Source organism: Sporichthya polymorpha DSM 43042 (assembly GCF_000384115.1).
Lineage (GTDB): Bacteria > Actinomycetota > Actinomycetes > Sporichthyales > Sporichthyaceae > Sporichthya > Sporichthya polymorpha.
The window spans coordinates 5,343,458-5,362,152 of record NZ_KB913029.1 but is presented as its reverse complement, the minus strand read 5'-3'; the positions used below and the strand labels follow the sequence as shown (position 1 = coordinate 5,362,152).

The window sequence follows — 18,695 nt, the reverse complement described above, 5'->3', positions numbered from 1 at the left end:
CGAATCCTCAGGCGTGGTCACGACCGGTCACGTCCGGCGCGGCCGGGCCGGACGCTGACGCCGCCGGTGCACCCGCCGCCGTTGCACCCGCCGCCGCGGGGACCGGAGCCGGCGCGGGATCGGCATCGAGCCGGGTGCGGATGCCGCGCAGTTCGCGCCACTGGTCGCGCAGGTCGGCGGAGAGCCAGAGCATCCCGCCGAAGCCGAGGAGGAACACGCCCCCGAGCCCGGCGGAGGCCAGGTAGGGGAGCTGCTCGCTGACGAAGCCGGTGTCGCTGATCTGGAACCAGCCGACGATCAGCAGGATCGCGCCGAGCAGCACGGCCCCGGCGCCGAGGGCACGGTCCCACTGCACCCGGGCCCAGTCGACCAGGGCGATACGCGACTTCGGGGGTGCCATCAGCGAGCTCCTCGGTACAGAACGGCGCAGCCACCGACCGCGGCCAGACCCACGGCGGCAACCATCAGGTAGATCCAGCCGACGTCCGAACCGATCGCGGCGCGGGTGGCCGACAGGGACGCCAGGTCGATCCCCGGCACCGCGCCGGCGGCGGGTGCCAGGACGGGGACGCTGCCGGGGGCGACAGCGAAGTCGGTGCCGGGCAGGGCCGGCGCGGCGGGAGCCGCGGGGACGCCCGTCGCGGCGTCGACGCCACCCGGCGCGGCCGCGGCGGGGGTGTCGGGCAGGACCGTGTAGGCGACCTCGGCACGGAGCAGGCCGATCGACACCGTCACGGGCGTCTCGCCGGAGAGCCCGCCGGGCAGGCCGGGTGGGGGAGCCGGGAGCGTGGTGATGATCTGCAGGCCGGCGCCGATGATCCCGTCCGGGGTTTCCTTCGGCGCCTGGTACGTGGTGGGGTACCCGGCGGACGTGAGGGCGTCGGCGATCGCACTGGCCGGGACGTCGGTCTCGGTCGGGGCCTCGGTGCCGTTCTGCAGCGAGAACTTGCCGTTGGTCAGGCCGACCACCAGGCCCGGGGCCGTCAGGCGCGTGAAGCTCAGCTCGGAGACGCGGGTCAGCTTGCCGGCGGAGTCGCGCGATGCGGTCGCGAGGCCGTGCAGGCCGCTGATCACCAGCGTCTCGCCGATGCGCAGCGCGTCCAGGTCGGTGACGGCCTTCGCCACGACCTCGTCGCCGGTGCGGGCGACGCGGGCCGACGACGTCGCCCCGGCGCCGGTCGAGCCGCCCGTCGCGGTGGCCTGGGTCAGGGTGTCGGTGCTCTCGCTGCGCAGCTCGATCCCGGGGTAGGAGAGCTGCTTCGCGCCGTCGCCGAAGCTGGTCGAGATGACGAACGGGTAGGCCGGCAGCGGCACGCTCGCGGCGCCGCCGACGACGCCGGGCAGGCCCGCGACCTCCTCACCCGGATAGGGGAACGCGGCGTAGGCGTCGGACTGCTGGAGCGAGTTCTGCGTCGCCGACGCCGTCGGGCCCTGCAGCTGCGGGGCGACGTTCAGCGGGATGGACTCGTTGGTGAAGATGACGCGCGCACCGGTGGCCTCGGCGACCGCGGCGTAGGTGGCGTCAGCCTGGGCGTCGGCGCTGATCAGCGGCACGACGGCCAGGCCCAGTGCCACGCAGACGGCGGCGCCAGCCTTACGGTGTAAGTAAGCCATGCCTGAGAGTATCCCTACTAAATGTGTCCATTGTGTGGCCTGCTCCACATTTTTTCTCAATTGGGAGGAAGATTCACATGCGTCGGACCCTGCTCGACGAGTCGCATCAGGCCTTCGCCGATGCTGTCGCGGCGTTCGTGGCGAAGGAAGTCCTCCCGCACTACGAAAAATGGGAGACCGAGGGGATCGTCGACCGCGAGGCCTGGCGGGCCGCGGGTCGCGCGGGGCTGCTCGGCCTGTCCGTCCCGGAGGAGTACGGCGGCGGTGGGAACACCGACTACCGCTACAACGCGGTGCTCTGTGAGCAGATCGAGGGGACGCCGGGCCTCGCCATCCCGCTGCACAGCGAGGTCTGCGGCCCGTACCTGACCGAACTCTGCACCGAGGAGCAGAAGCAGCGCTGGCTTCCCGGGTTCTGCACCGGCGACCTCGTCACCGCGATCGCGATGACCGAGCCCGGCGCCGGCAGCGACCTGCAGGGCATCAAGACCACCGCGGTCAAGGACGGCGACGACTGGGTCATCAACGGCTCGAAGACCTTCATCACCAACGGCATCCACTCGGACCTGGTGATCGTCGTCGCGAAGACCGACAAGGAGGCGGGCCACAAGGGCATCTCGCTGTTCGCCGTCGAGCGCGGCATGCCGGGCTTCGAGCGCGGCCGCAACCTCGACAAGATCGGCCTGCACGCCCAGGACACCGCGGAGCTGTCGTTCACCGACGTCCGCGTCCCGGAGCAGAACCTCATCGGTGAGCTGAACCGCGGGTTCTACCACCTGATGCACAACCTGCCGCAGGAGCGACTGGTCATCGCGATCGGCGCGATCGCCCGCGCGGAGCGGATCTTCGAGCAGACGCTGGAGTACATCAAGACGCGCACCGCGTTCGGCCAGCCGATCGGCAGCTTCCAGAACAGCCGCTTCGTCGCCGCCGAGATCGCGACCGAGCTCGACGTCGCCCGCGCCTACGTCGACCGCTGCATCGCCGACCACACCGAGCGCCAGCTCACCGCCTCCGACGCCGCCAAGGCCAAGTGGTGGACCACCGAGCTCTCCCGCAAGGTCATCGACCAGTGCCTCCAGCTCCACGGCGGCTACGGGTTCATGGAGGAGTACCCGGTCGCCCGCGCCTTCCGCGACGCCCGCGTCAGCACGATCTACGGCGGCACCACCGAGATCATGAAGGAGATCGTCGGTCGTTCCCTGGGGCTGTGACCCGCAGCGGGCGTGGACGTTTGGTCGCTTCCTCCGTGGACGTTTGGTCGCACCCTCCGTGGACGTTTGGTCGCACCCCCCGTGGGCGTTGGCGGGAATAGTGGACACGTCAACTAGGTTCTGGCAGCATCAACTCCCGAGGAGGCCGCCATGCCAGCCGTGACCGTTCCCGACATCACCGTCCTGCCGCGGGTCGCCGAGCCGGACCCCGCCACCACGACCGCCCGCCCGGTGCTCGCGGCCCGGCCGTCGCCCCAGGGGTTCGAGGGGGAGGGGTTCCCGGTCCGCCGGGCGTTCGCGGGCATCAACCAGGCCTACCTCGACCCGTTCATCCACATGGACCAGATGGGCGAGATCGAGTACTCGCCGGGGGAGCCGAAGGGCACGCCGTGGCACCCGCACCGCGGGTTCGAGACCGTCACCTACATGATCGACGGGGAGATGCAGCACCGTGACTCCGTCGGTGGGGGCGGGCTGATCACCAACGGCGACACCCAGTGGATGACCGCCGGCAGCGGGCTGCTGCACATCGAGACCCCGCCCGAGCACCTCGTGATGTCCGGTGGCCTGTTCCACGGCATCCAGCTCTGGGTGAACCTGCCGAGCGCGGACAAGATGATCACCCCGCGCTACCAGGACATCCGCGGCCGCGAGGTCGCGCTGCTGTCCTCGCCCGACGGGGGAGCGCTGCTCCGCGTCATCGCCGGTGAGCTCGGTGGGCACGCCGGTCCGGGGTCGACGCACACGCCGATCACCCTCGTCCACGCGACGATCGCGCCGGGGGCGCAGGTCCGCCTGCCCTGGAACCCGGCCTGGAACGCGCTGGTCTACACGCTCTCCGGCGACGGCACCGTCGGCGCGGAGCGGACGCCGCTGAGCACCGGCACCACCGCGGTGCTCGGGGCGGGCGACGCGATCGTCGTCGCCGCGAACGGTGCGCAGGAGGCCCGCCACGGCGGTGGTCTGGACGTCCTGATCCTCGGCGGCCGGCCGATCCGCGAACCCGTCGCGGCCTACGGTCCGTTCGTCATGAACACGCGGGAAGAACTGCTCCAGGCGTTCGAGGACTTCCAGGCGGGTCGCCTCGGGGTCGTCCCGGAGTGACGCCCTAGGCTCCGGACCCATGGCGGACCAGAAGGCCAACCAGCAGGCCAACCAGCAGGCCAACCAGCAGGCCAGGGAGCCGAAGCCGATCGCGTACGACGGACCGGAGCGGGTGTACCCGCCCGTCATCGCCGCCGCCCACGTGTGGTTCCGCGCGTTGGGTGTGAAGGTGACGGTCGACGGCGCGCATCACGTGCCCCGCTCCGGTCCCGTCGTGCTGGCGTCCAACCACGTCAGCTACCTCGACTTCATCTTCGCCGGCTGGGGCGCCCGGCCGTCGAAGCGGCTGACGCGCTTCATGGCGAAGGAAGCCGTCTTCACGCACCGGATCTCCGGCCCGCTGATGCGCGGCATGAAACACATCCCCGTCGATCGCGAGGCGGGCATGGGCTCGTTCCGCGAGGCGCTGCGCGCGCTGAAGGCGGGGGAGGTCGTCGGCGTCTTCCCCGAGGCGACGATCAGCCGCTCGTTCACCGTCAAGGAGATCAAGTCCGGCGCGGTGCGGATGGCGATGGCCACCAAGGCGCCGCTCGTGCCCGTCGCGGTGTGGGGCGGTCAGCGGCTCTGGACGAAGGGCCGGCCGCGCCGGCTGCTCCAGCGCAAGGTGCCGATCCTCGTCTACATCGGCGAACCGCTGACGCCGCAGCGCGGCGACGACCCCGAGGCGGCGACCGTCGAACTGCGGCGTCGGCTGCAGGAGCTGCTCGACCGCGCCCAGCGCGAGTACCCGGTCGCGCCCGCCGGTCCCGACGACCGCTGGTGGCTGCCGGCCCACCTGGGCGGCACGGCCCCCACCCCGGAGGAGGCCGCCGCCCTCGACGCGGCCGCCACTCCCTCGTGAATGTACGCACAAAGTCCGGCCGAGTTGGGCCGTTAATGTCCGAACATGCAGGTCAGGCCGGTTTCCCGTTAAACTCCATTGAGTTGGTCGGCTTAGTTGCGATAGTCCGAATCGCCTGATAACGTCTCAGACATGACGAGCGCGTTCCTGGTTGCGCGCCTGCACGTCGACCTGATGCGGCAGGACAGCGACCTCTGTCAGTACCTGGCCTGAGACCGGCCTGAGCCCGGTCTCCCTGGACGCCGACCCCCGGCGTCCGCGCTCGTAACTCTCCCCCTCCTCGCTCCGGCTGCCTGCGCGTGTGCGCGCAGACCGGCGCGCCTTCCCCCTCGAGGAAGCCTTCATGGGCGAACCCACTCCTGCGCCGCGGTGGCGGCGCCGGCCGGTGCTGCTCGCCCTCGTGGCTCTGCTCGTGGTGGCGCTGCCGACCGGGGGTTTCCTCGCGTACGGCGCGTGGACGCGGAGCGGGGAGATCGTCTACGACCGCGGTGGCGAGGTCTTCGGGGCTGATGCCTCGCTGCCGCCGGTCGCGGACGCCGGCCCGGAGACCCCGGCGGCCTCGGCCCCGGCGGTGCCCGGCCCGGCATCCGCGACCGGTTCCCCCGACGGGTCCGCCGGTGCCGCCACACCGGCGCCCGCCGCGACGGGGAAGGCCAAGGCGCCGGCTTCGACCGGGAGCACGGCGGCGCCCGCGGGCCGTGCCAATTCCGGTGCCCGGGGCGCGCGGGCGAACGCCGTGCCGCTGCCGCGCACCGAGCCGATCGCGGGGACCTATGGTCTGAGCGTCTCCGGCTCGGAGAAGGTGACCTTCGGTCCCTTCTCGTTCTGTGGTCGGGACCTGCCGAAGCAGTCGCAACTCGTCGTCGCTCCGGCGCGCAACGAACCGGCTGGGTCGTACAACTTCGACGTCCGGTACTTCCCCGGTGAGGCCGGCAAGCACGACGAGCGGCACATCTACCGCTACGCCGGTGGCGCCGTCGACCTCACGTTCGAGTCCGCGACCGTGACGTGCAGCGGGGTCCGTCAGGGCTCCGACATCTCCTTCTCCCCGGCCCAGCGCTGCGTTCCCGCGGTGCTCAGGGTCGGCGAGACGTGGTCCGGCACCGGCGGCGACGCCGACCGGACCGAGAAGTACACCTCGACGGTGACGGGGGTGGACACCCTGACGATTTCGGGCATCCGCGTCCCCGTCTTCGTTCTCGACACCCGGACCACCTTCACGGGTTCGGAATCCGGTGAGCGCACGCGGCGGTGGTGGTACGCGCCGTCGCTGGCCATGCCGGTGAAGTGGGCGGACACGACCTCGGGGGGTCGGTCCGGCGCGAAGTACAGCAACGAGATCACGGTGACGGTGTCCAGCCTGCCGGATACAGCTGCCGAGGTGCTCGAGGCAGGGGGCCGATGACGCTCTGTTCAACGACGAGCACGCGTATCTGACCCCCGATCACTTTCCTACAACCTCTGGAGCGAAACCAGATGACCACCCCCACCCAGGCTCCGCCGGGGCGCAGTCGCAAGCTGCCCCGACCGGGCCGGCGTCTCGCCGCGGTCGCCGCGGTCCCGACGCTGATCGCGGCGGGCTTCGTCGGCTTCAACTCGCCGGCGGCGGACGCCACCGACAAGGTCCTCACCTACACGTCGAAGTTCACGGCGACGAACGGTGAGATCTTCACTGCCACGAACCACCTGGTCCAGGACAGCCCGGCGATCACGCAGGCCAAGCGCAACCTGGTCGACTCGGTGCTCGACGGCACCAACACCGACCTGGACGCCCAGAAGATCGTCACCAAGGACGGCAAGATCCGCCACGAATACCTCGTGGTCTGGGCCGGTGACTGGAACGCGGCCGACAACAACTCGGCGGGTCTCTACGCGAGCCGCCCGGCGATCAACCCGGTCACGCTGCCGGAAACCGTCCGCGACAACGCGGTCGGGCCGGACTTCCTGGCCGTCGTCGACGCCACCAAGGGCTCGCCGACCTACGGCAAGGTCGTCAACACCGTCACGACCGCTCCGGTCGTGGAGAACGAGCCGCACCACATGCAGTACCTGTGGCACAAGGGCGACTCGATCTACGCCGGTGGTCTCTACAGCGACATCACGTACGTCTTCGACGTCAAGGCGCTGCCGAAGATCGAGATCAAGGGCGTCAACCTGCCGACCGACACCCCCTGCGGTTCGATCCCCGACGCGTACTGGACGCTGAAGGACGGCACCGCCTACGGCACCTACATGGGTGGCGCGGACGTCCCCGGCCCCTGCACCTACACCAACGGTGAGGTCCGGGTCTCCAACGGCTTCGGCGGTTCGCCGGGCTCCCTGGTCCGCATCGGTCCGGACGGCAAGACCCTCTCCGAGGTCCCGGCCGCGCTCCCGAACTCCGAAGACCCGGTCCGCTGCATCAACTACCCGGTGCTGCCGCAGGCCACCTGCGCCAACCCGCACGGCATCCAGGCCCGTGAGGACCTGAACCGCCTGATCGCCTCGGACTACGCCGAGCCGCGCAACATCGTGCTCGACCCGGTTCGTCCGCCCGGCCCGAACGTCTTCCGTGACACGGTCCGCATCTGGGACATCTCCGACCGCGACAACGCCAAGCTGGTCTCGGTCTCGCAGATGCCCGACGGCCCCCGCGTGCACCGCAACCCCTCGCACGAGGAGCCGCGGGGCATCATGGAGGTCACCGTCACCAACACGCCCAAGAACAAGGGCGCGTTCGCCTCGTCGATGTGCGGCGGTGTCATCTACTACACCCCGGACATCACCGACCCGAAGCCCGTGTGGCGTGAGGTCTTCGACGTCACCACCGCCTCGGCCTCGCTCGACGAGCAGGTCACCGAGGGTGGCGGCTGCACCGGCGCCGGATGGATCCAGACCAGCCCGGACGACAAGTACCTGTTCCACGCCGTGATCGGTCGTGGCCCGGGTGCGACGAGCCCGTTCGACACCGGCTCGGCCAAGATGGTCTACATGCTGGACATCCAGAAGCTGCTCAAGGCCGGCAAGAACACCAAGTGCAGCATCGACACGATCCACGAGGTCAACAAGGGCGGCGACGAGGCCGACTGCCCGACGCTCTCGGATGCCTTCCGCGTGCAGGACAACACCTCGGGTGGCCCGCACTGGGGCGCGATGGACAACTTCGAGCTCGGCAAGGACGGGTACTACCGCGAGACCGACAAGGTCAAGCGGATCGCCTTCTCGAACTACTTCGTGGCCCGCACCAACACGGACGGCAACCACAAGCTCTGCATCCTGGACATCAAGAAGGGCAAGCTCGTCCTCGATGACCGGTTCGTCGACGAGTACGACGGCACGAGCTGCGTCAGCTTCAACCGGACGTCGTGGCCGCACGGCGACTTCGGTGACGCGAAGCCGCACTCGATGCTCTTCGTGGTCGCTGACGAAGACGTTCGATAGAGGGACTCGCAATAACACGCAACATTGCTCGTAAGGTCGCCGCCGTCTCGATCCTGACTTTCGGTCAGATCGGGGCGGCGGCGCCCGCGTTCGCCCACGGCGGGGGAGAGTCCGCCGCCGACCTCTCGGCCGCCGACGCCGTCGCCCGCGCGGTGGCCCTCGCGGCCACGGCGCTGCTGGCCGGGGTCGCATTGCTCCGGCCCCTCGCCGGCCGCCCGACCGAGACCGCCCGTCGGCTGCTTGCCACCGCCGCCGCGGCCGGTGCGCTCGCTGCCCTCGTCGGCGCCGTCGGCGACCTGGAGACTCTTCGCTACCTCCTGCTCGTCCCGCTGCTGGCCGCCACGGCGGCCGCGATTCTCCGCGGGCCGGCCGCCGTCTCCGCCGCCGCCGGCGCCGCCTCCGTCGTCTGGCTCTCGTGGAGCGCGCTGACCGACTCCGTCGGCGACGCGGTCCTGATGCTGGGTCACGTCGCGGTCGCCACCGTGTGGGCCGGCGCCGCGCTGGCGTCGGCGACCGCCGAGCCCGGCACCCGGGCCGCGCTCGTCCGGCGCCTCGGCCCGGTCGCGGTCGGCGCCGGTGCGCTCGCCGCGGTCACCGGTGTCCTGTCCGCGCGCAACTACGACGTCACCCTCGACGGCATCACGATCACCGACTTCGGCACGGTCGTCGTGATCAAGGTCGTGCTGCTGGTCGCGGCCGGGGCCCTCGGCCTCGGCGTCCGCTACCTGCTGCGGGCGCGGCGCGGCGGGGTCGCGGGGTCGGACGCCACCGGCCCGCAGGGCGGGGGAGTGCTGGCCCGCCTCGAGCTCGGCGTCCTGTGCGCCGCGATCGTCGCCGGAGTGGTGCTCACCAGCTTGCCGCCGCCCGGCCCGCCGCCCGCCCCGGGCGCGCCGCTGGTGCGTGCGCTCGACATCGACGAGGCCATGACCGGCCTCGCGATCGCCCCGCAGCAGCCGGGGCTCAACCTCGTCCACCTGATGACCGACCGGCTCACCGACGTCGTGGTCGACGGCCGGCGCTACCGGGCCGCGCCGCGGCCGGGCGCGCCCGGCCAGTGGGCCGAGGTCTCGCTGCCGCCGGGCCGTTCGCTGCTCGAGATCCGCCAGGGTCGCCAGGTGGCCGCGCAGATCGTCGACACCGGCTCCGGCCCGGCACAGGACGGCCTGTCCGGCGCGGACGGCGCGGAGTGCGCCGCCGCGGCCATGGGCGCCGCCCTCGCCGGCTCGAAGCTCCCCTTGGCGGCCTGCCCGGCCGAGGCCCTCTCGCCGCCCGACACGGCCGCCCTGCGGGCGCTCGTCGCGTCCCTGCAGGGGCGCGGGGTGAAGAGCCTGCGGCTGATCACCGACACCTCCCCGCGCGGCGTCGCCGCCGAGCGCGTCGTCCGCGCCCAGGCCAAGAGCGCGAAGATCGCGATCCGGACGGGCAAGGTCGACGCCGTCCTCGCGATCGCCGGGTGGGAGGTCTCCCAGGCCGCGCTGGAGGCGCAGCGGAAGGCAGCCCCGCCGCTCTACGGCGTCTACCTGGCCCCCTGGCTGGTCCAGTCCTCGCTGGTGGCCGCCACCGGCGGCTCACCGCTGGCCGTGCTGCCGTTCGACCCCGCGAGCCCGGAGGCGCAGGCCTACATCACCGCCCTGCGCCGGGTCGGCCCGGACGAGAGCGCGACCGCGGCCGGGTACCTGGCCTTTCTCGCCGCGCTGGACCAGCGGCTGCCGCCGCGGGAGCTGTTCCTCTACGCGGCGACCGTGAGCTTCGAGATCATGCCGATGGGGGACGGGGCCGGTGGGTCCATGGATCACAGCGGCGTGACCACGACCTGGTTCGAGGGCGGGGCGCTCACCCCTGTGAGCAAGGCCCTGCCCGTGCCCGGCTGAGGCCGGACGGGGCGCAGGTACCGTGGAAGCCGTGTCGGTCCTGCTTCAACCCCGCTGGGTGGCGTTGCACGTCTTCGCCGTCGTGGTGGTCGCGGGCTGCACCTGGGCCGCCTGGTGGCAGTTCACGGTCGCGAAGGACGGCAGCGGGCGGAGCCTGGGCTACGCCCTGCAGTGGCCCGCGATCGGGATCTTCGGTCTCGGCGTCTGGGCCTGGCTGTGCCGGGACGGTCTCCGTGTCGCCCGCGAGGGCGGCCCGTCGGAGCCCGAGCCGCCCGCCCCCGCGCCGGTACGGCGGACCCCGGTCGTGACCGTCGACCCCGACGAGGACCCCGAGCTTGCCGCGTACAACGCGATGCTGGCCCGGTTGCACGAGAAGGACGAGAACGCGTGAGGAACACTCCGGCCACCCGCTACCAGGTGGCGGCGTACATCGTCGGCGTCCTGCTGCTGCTCGTGTGCGTCGAGATGGTGATGGCCTACGGGTTCGGCAACAAGTCGCTGAAGTGGGTCGTCTTCGCCCACGGCTACTTCTACATCCTGTACCTGGTGCTGGCGTTCGACTTCTTCCGCCGGTACCGATGGCCGCTGCGCCGGCTCGCGGAGATGATCCTCGCGGGCGTCGTCCCGGGCATGACGTTTCTCGTCGAGCGGCGGATCGCCCGCCTCGCGGAGGAGACTCCCGCGCGCCTCGACGGATCCGGGGCCGCCGCGCTCTAGCGTCGGGTCGACATGACCGCACCCGAGGGCAGCGCACCGGAGACGATCCCGGTCGCGGGCGGCACCAGTTGGCCGCCGATGATGTACATCGCCAAGGCCACCGCCACGGTCCTCGGCGTGATCGCGCTCGCCCTGCTGATCTCCGAGGTGCGGTCGGTGATGGCGTCGATCTTCCTCGGCTTCTTCTTCGCGGCCGGCCTCGAACCGATGATCCGCCGGATGGAGGCGCGCGGCCTGCGGCGCGGGGAAGCGGTGCTGATCCTCGTCATCGGGGTGCTGACGGCGATCACGCTGATCATCTGGCTGATGGTCGTCCCCGCGGTCGAGCAGGCGAGCGAGTTCGTCGCGAACATCCCGTCGCTGCTCGACGACCTGAACGAACGCGGCGAGGGCCGGGAGATCCTCGGCGTGAAGCTCGACGACCCCGAGGTCCAGCGCAAGATCCAGGAGCAGGTCGACAAGATCCCGGAGATCCTCGCCGCCTCGCTGGGCACGGTCTACGGGATCCTCGGCGGCATCGTCACCGCGCTGTTCGGCATCTTCTCGGTCTTCGCGCTGACGATCTACTTCATGATGGCGATGCCGCGGCTGCACTCCTTCGCGGCGCGGGCCCTGCGGGACCCGGAGAAGGTCGAGGTCCTCGACAGCTCCCTCGACCGGATCGGCGGGTACGTCACCGGCCAGTTGGTCGTCTCGCTGACCGCGGGCATCTTCGCCGGCGTCGTCCTCAGCGTCCTCGGGGTCCCGTACTCGATGGTGCTCGGCCTGGCGGTGGCGTTCTTCAGCGCGATCCCGCAGGTGGGCGCGACGATCGGCGCGGTCGTCTGCACCCTGGTCGCGCTGACGGAGAGCTGGCACCTCGCGCTCGCGGTGTTCGTGATCCTCGTGGCCTACCAGCAGTTCGAGAACTACTTCCTCGCGCCGCGGGTGTTCTCCAAGGCCGTCGACCTCTCCCCGATCGCGGTGTTCATCGCCGTCCTCGTCGGCGCGGCGGTCGGCGGCGCGATCGGCGCCCTCACCGCCCTCCCCGTCACCGCCGCCCTCAAGGTGATCTTCCGGTACGTCTTCCGCGAGCAGCTCGGCCGAATCGACTCGGAGGCCTATCTCGGCCGCGGTGTCTACGGTGACGACCAGCGCGAGGACATCCCCTGACGTCCCCCGCCGGGTGCGCCCTCCCGGCGTTGCGGCTTCACTGGCTGAGCCGTCGCTTCACCGGGCGGCCCGGCTGGTGAAGCGAGTGCTCGCCTGGTGAAGGGCGCGGGGTGGCTGGTGAAGCTGCGCGCCGGGGCGGTGCCGCCGGCTTCCCACGAGAGAACTCAGCTCCCCTCGCCCGCTCCGGCGAGCGAGGGCGCACTGGGGCGAGGGAAGCGCGCGGCGGAAGGATGGAAGAGCGCGACGGGGCGAGGGAGGCGCGCGGTGGGGCGAGGGAGGCGCGCGGCGGGGCGAGGGAAGCGCCGCTTTCGGTGCGGCTTCACTGGCTGAGCCGTCGCTTCACCGTGCGGCCCGGCGGGTGAAGCGAGTGCTCGGCTGGTGAAGGGCGCGGGGTGGCTGGTGAAGCTGCGCGGCGGGGCGAGGGGCGAGGACGTCCGCTGCCGGGGACAGGGGTTTCACTAGGCTGGCGGCGTGCCGCGATCCACGGGTGAACTCGTCGATCTGTTCGTGCTCGAGACGATCGAGGACGGCCTCTATCGGGGCAAGCAGCCCGCCACGGTCATGCAGCGGGTCTTCGGGGGCCAGGTGCTGGGCCAGTCGCTGCTGGCGGCCAGCCTGACGGTCGACCCCGACCGGCTGGTGCACTCGTTCCACGCGTACTTCCTGCTGCCCGGCGACCCGTCGGTCCCGATCGTCTACGACGTCGACAACCTGCGGGACGGGCGCTCGTTCAGCGCACGCCGCGTCGCGGCCCGGCAGCACGGGAAGCACATCTTCTACCTGACCGCGTCCTACCAGGGCGAGGAGCCGGGGCTCAGCCACCAGGACGTCGCGCCCGCGGACGTGCCGCCGCCGGCGGAGTGCCCGCCGCTCGCGGACTCCCTCGCGGGCGTCATGCGCTCGGACGTCGCGGCGGCGATGGCGGACGAGTTCGGCGCGATGGACTTCCGCTTCGCGGGTTCCTCGGCCCCGGGCGGGCGCTACCACGACCCCGCGCACCCCGCGATCGCCCGCGTCTGGATGCGGGCCGGCGCCACGTCCGGGCAGGCCGCCGAGGACCCCGCGGACGAGCACGGCATCCCGGACGGGCACATGCTCCACCGGTGCCTGCTCGCGTACATGAGCGACCTGACGCTGCTGCACGCGAGCCTGGTCCCGCACCTGACCGTCCGGCCCGAGGACATGGTCCGGGCCTCGCTCGACCACGCGATGTGGTTCCACCGCCCGTTCCGGGCCGACCAGTGGCTCCTGTACGACCAGGTCTCCCCGTCCGCCTCCGGGGCCCGGGGGCTGTCGTTCGGGCGGATCTACCAGGACGGCGTCCTCGTCGCGAGCGCCGTTCAGGAGGGCCTGATCCGGCCCACCGTCGCCCTGCCCTGAGGACTGCCGGAATGATCTCCGCGGGGGGATTTCCTCTCCCACACGGGGGGTCAGGTCTGGCCAGAGGGGTACTCGCTGGGTCTAGACTGCACCGGTCCGCCCCACTTTCGGCTCGTCCCTGAAGTTGCGCCGCGAGTGGAGCAAAGGCCACCTACCTGACATGTGGGGGCCCCGCGGTGCGTCTTTGGCGCGTCCGCAGTGCCTCCTGAACTGGCCGCGTCCCGGCGGCAGGGAAGGCAGCGATTACGCATGGATTCGCTGACAACACAAGCACTCAGCTTCGAGGGCGGCCTGTTCGGTCCGTCGATCGTCGCCGGAGTGACCACCTCAGGCCTGTACGGCCTCGTCGCGGTGGCGCTGGTCCTCAGTTACCGCATCAGTCGCACGATCGCGTTCGTGCACGGCGGCATCGTTCTCTCCGGCGCGCTGCTGTACTGGTACTTCGTCACCCCGACCTACTCGGGCGGTGAGGACATCCTCGCCGGCCTGGACGACGGCGGTGGGGGTGGCGGCCGACCGGAGCTGCCCAAGTGGGTGGCGGTGTTCGGCCTGATGCTCGCGGGCGCCGCGGTCGCCGCCTTCTACGGCTGGATCGTCACCAGCACGCGGATGGCGACCTATCCCCGCGTCACGCTGACGAACTTCTCGCTGGCGCTGATGCTGATCATGGTCGGCATCATCTTCACCAAGAACAAGTCCTCCGGCGAGCAGGCCCCCAGCCCGTTCGGCGGGGACGGGTTCGAGTTCCCCACACCCGGGGGGACCGTCGATCAGCGTGTGTCGTACCACCAGCTGGCGACGTTGATCATCCTCGTCGCGGTCGTGATCGGCTTCGCGATCCTCCTCCAGCGGACCCGCTTCGGCGTCTACACCCGTGCGGTCGCCGACAACGTCGAGGCGAGCAAGCTGGTCGGAGTCCCGATCGGCAAGGTCGGCACCATCGTCTACGCGATCTCCGGCGCCATCGCGGCGCTCGGGGGCATCCTCATCGCGAACCCGGTGGGCACCGAGACGACCGGCATCCTGTTCATCTTCCTGCGCGCGTTGATCGTCTGCGTGTTGGGAGCGTTCGCCAGCATCCCGCTCGCGCTCGCCGGCGCGGTGCTCATCGCCGTCATCGACTCGATGATCGAGTCCGGCGTCTTCGGCACGCCGGACAAGGCGGTCAAGGAGATCGTCGTCGTCGCGATCCTGTTCTCCGTGGTCATCGGCATCGACCGGTTCGGAAAGAAGAGCTCGTCCGTCCTCGCAGGTCACTGACCTGCAGGCGGACGTTCCGCGCTCTCACCCGAATCGTCGACACGCAAGGAGAAGATGGTCATGGCACAGGGCAAGTCGAAGAAGACAGAACCGAAGACGACGAAGACCGCGCACACCACCAAGGTTGCTCCGTCGGCCAACGGCTCCGGTCCACGTATCGCCGTCCCGCCGCGGGTCGGCGGGGCCGGGTCGAACCCGGTCGACAAGGTGCACGGCTTCCTCGGGATCCACCCGGGGTTGCTCGTGCTGTTCGCGATGCTGGCGATCTACCCGCTGATCGGCACCGACAGCTGGGTCTACAACGTCACCACCGGTCTCGTCCTCGCGATCTCCGCCCTCGGGCTGCTGGTCGTGGTCGGGTGGGGCCGCGAGATCTCGCTGGCACAGGCGGGCATCACCGGCGCGGCGTGCTACATCTCCGGCTTCGCCGCCCGGGAGTTCGACGGCAGCGTCTGGGACATCCCGGTCGTGGACCTGCCGCGGTGGCTGTACACCGACCTCGCGTTCCCGCTCGCGATGCTTTGGGGCATCGGGTTCGCGGTGGTCGTGTCGGTGCTCGTGTCGCTGGTCGCGATGCGCCTCTCCGGCGTCTACGTCATCGTTCTGACGCTGTCTCTGCAGTTCCTCATCGAGAACTCGCTGTTCACCGAGGCTGCCCTCACCGGTGGCCTGAGCCCGCTCGAGACTCCGCGGCCGGAGATCTTCGGCGCAAGCCTGAACTGCGCGCAGCCGTGCAACGCGACGCTCTCGGCGGACGACCGGATGTACTACTTCATCCTGGCGTTCTTGTTCGTCTCGATGTACTTCCTGCACCGGTTCCGCCACTCGCGGTTCGGCCGCTCGATGATCATGGTCGGCGTCGACCCCGCGGCGGCCGCCGCGGTGGGTGTCTCACCGTGGAAGTACAAGGTCGCGGCGTTCGCGATCGCGGGTGGCTTCGCCGGCCTCGGCGGTGCCCTGCTGGCGCCGCTCTACGGCACACCACCGGGCGTACTGGAATTCAACTCGTTCAACTCGCTGTTCTACCTCTCGATCCCGATCATGGCCGGGTTCGAGTCGCTCACGGCCGTGCTCGCGGTGGCGTTGCTGTTCCGCCTCGCCCCGCTCCTGCTCGCCGAGATCGACATCGAGCTGAACGGCTACCTGCTCGGCGGTCTCGGCCTCGCGATCGGCATCCTCCTCGGCCCACGCGGCGCCGGCGGCTTCGTCTCCGACATCTTCGACACGCGTGCGCGCGCCAAGCGCAAGGCGGCGAGAGCCCAGGGACGGAACTCCTCGACAGGTGGCGGGGCGGCGGCGAAGCCACCTCGTCCGGAAGCCAAGGTGCCGGTGACGGCGGGATCGGAGTCCAAGTGAGTGCCACAACTGCGGAAGCCGGTCACTCCGCCGGCCACATCGTCTCCGAAGCCGGCGTCGACCCGGAGCGCGACCAGGCGCTCGCGGTCCTGGAGGCGTTCCTGCCCCCGCACCGCGGGGACAGCGGGGATGCCCTGGTGGGCAGCAACCTCTCCATCGCCTTCGGTGGTGTGAAGGCCCTTCAGAACGTCACCATCACCGCGCCGTCGAAGACCTTCGTCGGTCTGCTCGGACCGAACGGTGCGGGCAAGTCGACGTGCTTCGACGTGCTGAACGGCCTGAAGGTGCCGGACTCGGGCACGATCACGATGTTCGGCAAGGACGTCACGAGCATGCGGCCGTGGGACCGCGCCAAGTTGGGCATGGGACGCACGTTCCAGGCCAACCGGCTCAACCACGACCTGTCGGTGGGCGAGAACCTGCTCTCCGCGGCGCACCTGGCGATCAAGGGCAACCCGATCACCACCTTGCTCGGTTTCCGGTCGGTGCGGAAGTCCGAGCAGAGAGCCGAGCAGGCCGCGTACGCCATGTGCGTCCTGCTCGGCATCAAGGACCACTGGCACGACCGGGTGTCCGACCTGGACTTCGGTCGTCAGCGGCGGATCGAGATCGGCCGGTCGTTGATGTGCGGTCCGGCGATCGTGCTGCTCGACGAGCCGGCCGCCGGTCTGGACGCCGACGACGCCCACGCCCTGTTCGCGCTGCTGCGCCAGCTGCAGCGTGACCTGGGTCTGACGATCATCCTGGTCGAGCACTACGTGAAGGCCGTGCTGGAGAACGCCGACCTCGTCTACGTGCTGAACCAGGGTCAGCTGCTGGCCTCGGGATCCCCGGCCGAGGTGGCGGCGGACCCGGTCGTGCGGGCCGAGTACCTGGGTTCGGTCCTCGACCTGGACGAGACCGCCGACGTGAACGAAGCCCCGACCCTGGCCGACGAGGCCGACGAGGTCATCGCCGAGGCCGAGGCCGAGGGCGTGCCCGCGAAGCAAGGGAGCACCGAGAATGCTTGAGCTCAAGGGTGTCGGTTCCGGCTACGGCCGGCTGCCGGTGCTGTTCGACATCGATCTGACGGTCGATCAGGGTCAGATGGTCTCGGTGCTGGGGTCCAACGGCGCGGGCAAGTCGACGCTGCTGAAGACGATCCTGGGCGCGATCCCGCCGAGCAAGGGCGAGATCATCTTCCGTCGACAGAAGGTCTCGGGCATGCCCGCGCACAAGCGCGTGGGGATGGGCATCGCCCTCTCGCCCGAGGGGCGGCAGGTGTTCCCGTCGTTGTCGGTGCGGGAGAACCTGATCACGGGTGCGTACGGCGTCAGCACGCCGAACATGAAGGAGCAGTTCGAGCGCGTCTACGAGCTGTTCCCGCGGCTCAAGGAGCGCCAGAACCAGGCCGCCGGGTCACTGTCCGGCGGTGAGCAGCAGATGCTGGCCGTCAGTCGCGCGCTGATGTCCCGCCCGCGACTGCTCCTGGTCGACGAGCTCTCCCTCGGCCTCGCCCCGGTCATCGCGGAACGCCTGTACTCCGCTTTGCGTGCGCTGTGCGACGAGGGTCTGTCGGTCGTCATGGTGGAACAGTTCCACCTCGTCGCCGTCGGCTTCTCCGACAAGCAGTACGTCATGGAGAAGGGCCGGTTCGTCAAGGTGACCGAGCAGCAGGTCAAGAAGGGCGACAAGCCGGCCGCGGCGGCCGCGAGCGGAGGGTCCGGATCCTGACCGCAGCACAACCGGCACGGGTAGGGTCGGGCGAATGCCCAGCATGAGCACCGACACGGCCGCTTCCCGGACGGCCGGCGGAGGTTCGAGCACGGACCTCGAGCCGTTGCTGGCCGTCCAGAACCTGACGCGCCGTTACGGCACGCGGACCGCGGTGGACGACGTCTCGTTCACGCTGGGGCCGGGGATCACCGGTCTGCTGGGCCCGAACGGTGCCGGCAAGTCCTCTCTGATGACGTGTCTGGCCGGGTTGGCGGCGTGGGACGCGGGGTCGATCCGGATCGGGTCGGCGGACGTGGCGCGCAACCCGCGGGCGGCACGCAAGCTGCTGGGGTTCATGCCCGAACGGGTGGCGTTCCCGAACGAGATGCGGGTGACCGAGTACCTGGGCTTCGTGGCCGAGGTGAAGCGGATCCCGCGGGCCGAACGGGCGGCCGCGGTCGAGCTGGCGATTACCCGCACCGGGCTGGGTGCGGTGCCGGACCGGATCGTGGGGAACCTGTCCAAGGGCAACCGGCAGCGGGTCGGTATGGCGCAGGCGCTGATGGGCGATCCGCTGGTGACGATCCTCGACGAGCCGATGAACGGGCTGGACCCGCTGAACATCCTCGACATGCGCGCGATGCTGCAGGAGTACGCGCGCACCCGGGCGGTGATCGTGTCCACCCACCTGCTCACCGACGCCCGCCTGATGTGCAACAACGTGCTGGTGATGGCCCAGGGCAAGCTGGTCTACCGCGGCGCCCCCTCGGAGATGGCCGAGGGCATGGGCCACACCGTTCGGCTCCGCGTGCGGATCCACGCGCAGGTGGAGCCCGGCGCGGACGACCTCGTGGAGGGCACGTCGCTGATCGACACGGCGGTCGACGACCGCGGGACGACCGTCCTGGTGCAGGCCGCGGACGACCGCGCGGTCGCCGCGCTCGTGCAGGCCTGGTCGGCGACGTGGCCGGTGACCACCGTCGAGTCCACCGCCGACAGCCTCGAAGAGGCCTTCCGCGAAGCCGTGATGGGGTCCGTCGCGACCCGCGAGGAAACGGACTGAGGGTTCAC

General features: G+C 70.6%; 17 protein-coding genes. 15 read left to right on the top strand and 2 right to left on the bottom strand.

What is annotated here, in order from left to right; all coding sequences use genetic code 11:
• Nucleotides 1-7: 7 nt before the first annotated feature.
• A complete protein-coding gene (locus SPOPO_RS35385) occupies nucleotides 8-400 on the bottom strand; it encodes a hypothetical protein (protein ID WP_019878118.1) in 393 nt (130 codons plus the stop codon).
• On the bottom strand, nucleotides 400-1,614 hold the full coding sequence (locus tag SPOPO_RS0125880; RefSeq protein ID WP_156870257.1) for a hypothetical protein: 1,215 nt from the start codon (nucleotides 1,612-1,614) through the stop codon (nucleotides 400-402). The genes SPOPO_RS35385 and SPOPO_RS0125880 overlap by 1 nt, the downstream gene beginning before the upstream one ends.
• A gap of 77 nt (nucleotides 1,615-1,691) precedes the next feature.
• Between SPOPO_RS0125880 and SPOPO_RS0125875 the strand changes: the two genes are divergently transcribed.
• The 15 genes from SPOPO_RS0125875 to SPOPO_RS31695 all read left to right on the top strand — a co-directional run bounded on the left by SPOPO_RS0125875 (nucleotide 1,692) and on the right by SPOPO_RS31695 (nucleotide 18,687).
• On the top strand, nucleotides 1,692-2,828 hold the full coding sequence (locus tag SPOPO_RS0125875) for an acyl-CoA dehydrogenase family protein (RefSeq protein WP_019878117.1): 1,137 nt from the start codon (nucleotides 1,692-1,694) through the stop codon (nucleotides 2,826-2,828).
• A 150-nt stretch (nucleotides 2,829-2,978) separates the two neighbouring features.
• On the top strand, nucleotides 2,979-3,932 hold the full coding sequence (locus SPOPO_RS0125870) for a pirin family protein (RefSeq protein WP_019878116.1): 954 nt from the start codon (nucleotides 2,979-2,981) through the stop codon (nucleotides 3,930-3,932).
• Nucleotides 3,933-3,951: 19 nt separating this feature from the next.
• A complete protein-coding gene (locus tag SPOPO_RS0125865) occupies nucleotides 3,952-4,773 on the top strand; it encodes a lysophospholipid acyltransferase family protein (protein ID WP_019878115.1) in 822 nt (273 codons plus the stop codon).
• Nucleotides 4,774-5,116: 343 nt separating this feature from the next.
• Entirely contained in the window at nucleotides 5,117-6,178 is a 1,062-nt protein-coding gene (locus tag SPOPO_RS0125855; RefSeq protein ID WP_156870255.1) for a hypothetical protein, read from the top strand.
• 71 nt (nucleotides 6,179-6,249) lie between these two features.
• On the top strand, nucleotides 6,250-8,193 hold the full coding sequence (locus SPOPO_RS0125850; RefSeq protein WP_019878114.1) for a hypothetical protein: 1,944 nt from the start codon (nucleotides 6,250-6,252) through the stop codon (nucleotides 8,191-8,193).
• Between the two features lie 152 nt (nucleotides 8,194-8,345).
• Nucleotides 8,346-10,064 (top strand): type 1 periplasmic-binding domain-containing protein, encoded by a 1,719-nt coding sequence (locus tag SPOPO_RS0125845; RefSeq protein WP_019878113.1) that lies wholly within the window; start codon nucleotides 8,346-8,348, stop codon nucleotides 10,062-10,064.
• Between the two features lie 31 nt (nucleotides 10,065-10,095).
• Nucleotides 10,096-10,455: a hypothetical protein gene (locus SPOPO_RS31710; RefSeq protein WP_033387436.1), complete on the top strand. Its 360-nt coding sequence runs from the start codon at nucleotides 10,096-10,098 to the stop codon at nucleotides 10,453-10,455.
• A complete protein-coding gene (locus SPOPO_RS31705) occupies nucleotides 10,452-10,781 on the top strand; it encodes a DUF3817 domain-containing protein (RefSeq protein WP_019878111.1) in 330 nt (109 codons plus the stop codon). Before SPOPO_RS31710 ends, SPOPO_RS31705 begins: the two co-directional genes overlap by 4 nt.
• Nucleotides 10,782-10,793: 12 nt before the next feature.
• Nucleotides 10,794-11,933, top strand: a complete 1,140-nt coding sequence (locus tag SPOPO_RS0125830; protein WP_019878110.1) for an AI-2E family transporter — start codon at nucleotides 10,794-10,796, stop codon at nucleotides 11,931-11,933.
• Nucleotides 11,934-12,404: 471 nt separating this feature from the next.
• Nucleotides 12,405-13,313: an acyl-CoA thioesterase gene (locus SPOPO_RS0125825; protein ID WP_019878109.1), complete on the top strand. Its 909-nt coding sequence runs from the start codon at nucleotides 12,405-12,407 to the stop codon at nucleotides 13,311-13,313.
• A 249-nt stretch (nucleotides 13,314-13,562) separates the two neighbouring features.
• Complete coding sequence (locus SPOPO_RS0125820) at nucleotides 13,563-14,573, top strand: branched-chain amino acid ABC transporter permease (protein ID WP_019878107.1); 1,011 nt, start codon at nucleotides 13,563-13,565, stop codon at nucleotides 14,571-14,573.
• 60 nt (nucleotides 14,574-14,633) lie between these two features.
• The gene (locus SPOPO_RS0125815; protein ID WP_169577231.1) at nucleotides 14,634-15,929 is read left to right on the top strand and encodes a branched-chain amino acid ABC transporter permease; all 1,296 of its coding nucleotides are present in this window, start codon (nucleotides 14,634-14,636) and stop codon (nucleotides 15,927-15,929) included.
• Nucleotides 15,926-16,939 carry an ABC transporter ATP-binding protein gene (locus tag SPOPO_RS31700; protein WP_019878104.1) on the top strand — a complete coding sequence of 338 codons (1,014 nt, stop codon included), beginning with the start codon at nucleotides 15,926-15,928 and terminating at the stop codon, nucleotides 16,937-16,939. Before SPOPO_RS0125815 ends, SPOPO_RS31700 begins: the two co-directional genes overlap by 4 nt.
• Nucleotides 16,932-17,642 (top strand): ABC transporter ATP-binding protein, encoded by a 711-nt coding sequence (locus tag SPOPO_RS0125805; RefSeq protein WP_019878103.1) that lies wholly within the window; start codon nucleotides 16,932-16,934, stop codon nucleotides 17,640-17,642. The genes SPOPO_RS31700 and SPOPO_RS0125805 overlap by 8 nt, the downstream gene beginning before the upstream one ends.
• Before the next feature lie 43 nt (nucleotides 17,643-17,685).
• Entirely contained in the window at nucleotides 17,686-18,687 is a 1,002-nt protein-coding gene (locus SPOPO_RS31695) for an ABC transporter ATP-binding protein (protein WP_019878102.1), read from the top strand.
• The last annotated feature ends 8 nt before the right edge of the window (nucleotides 18,688-18,695 follow it).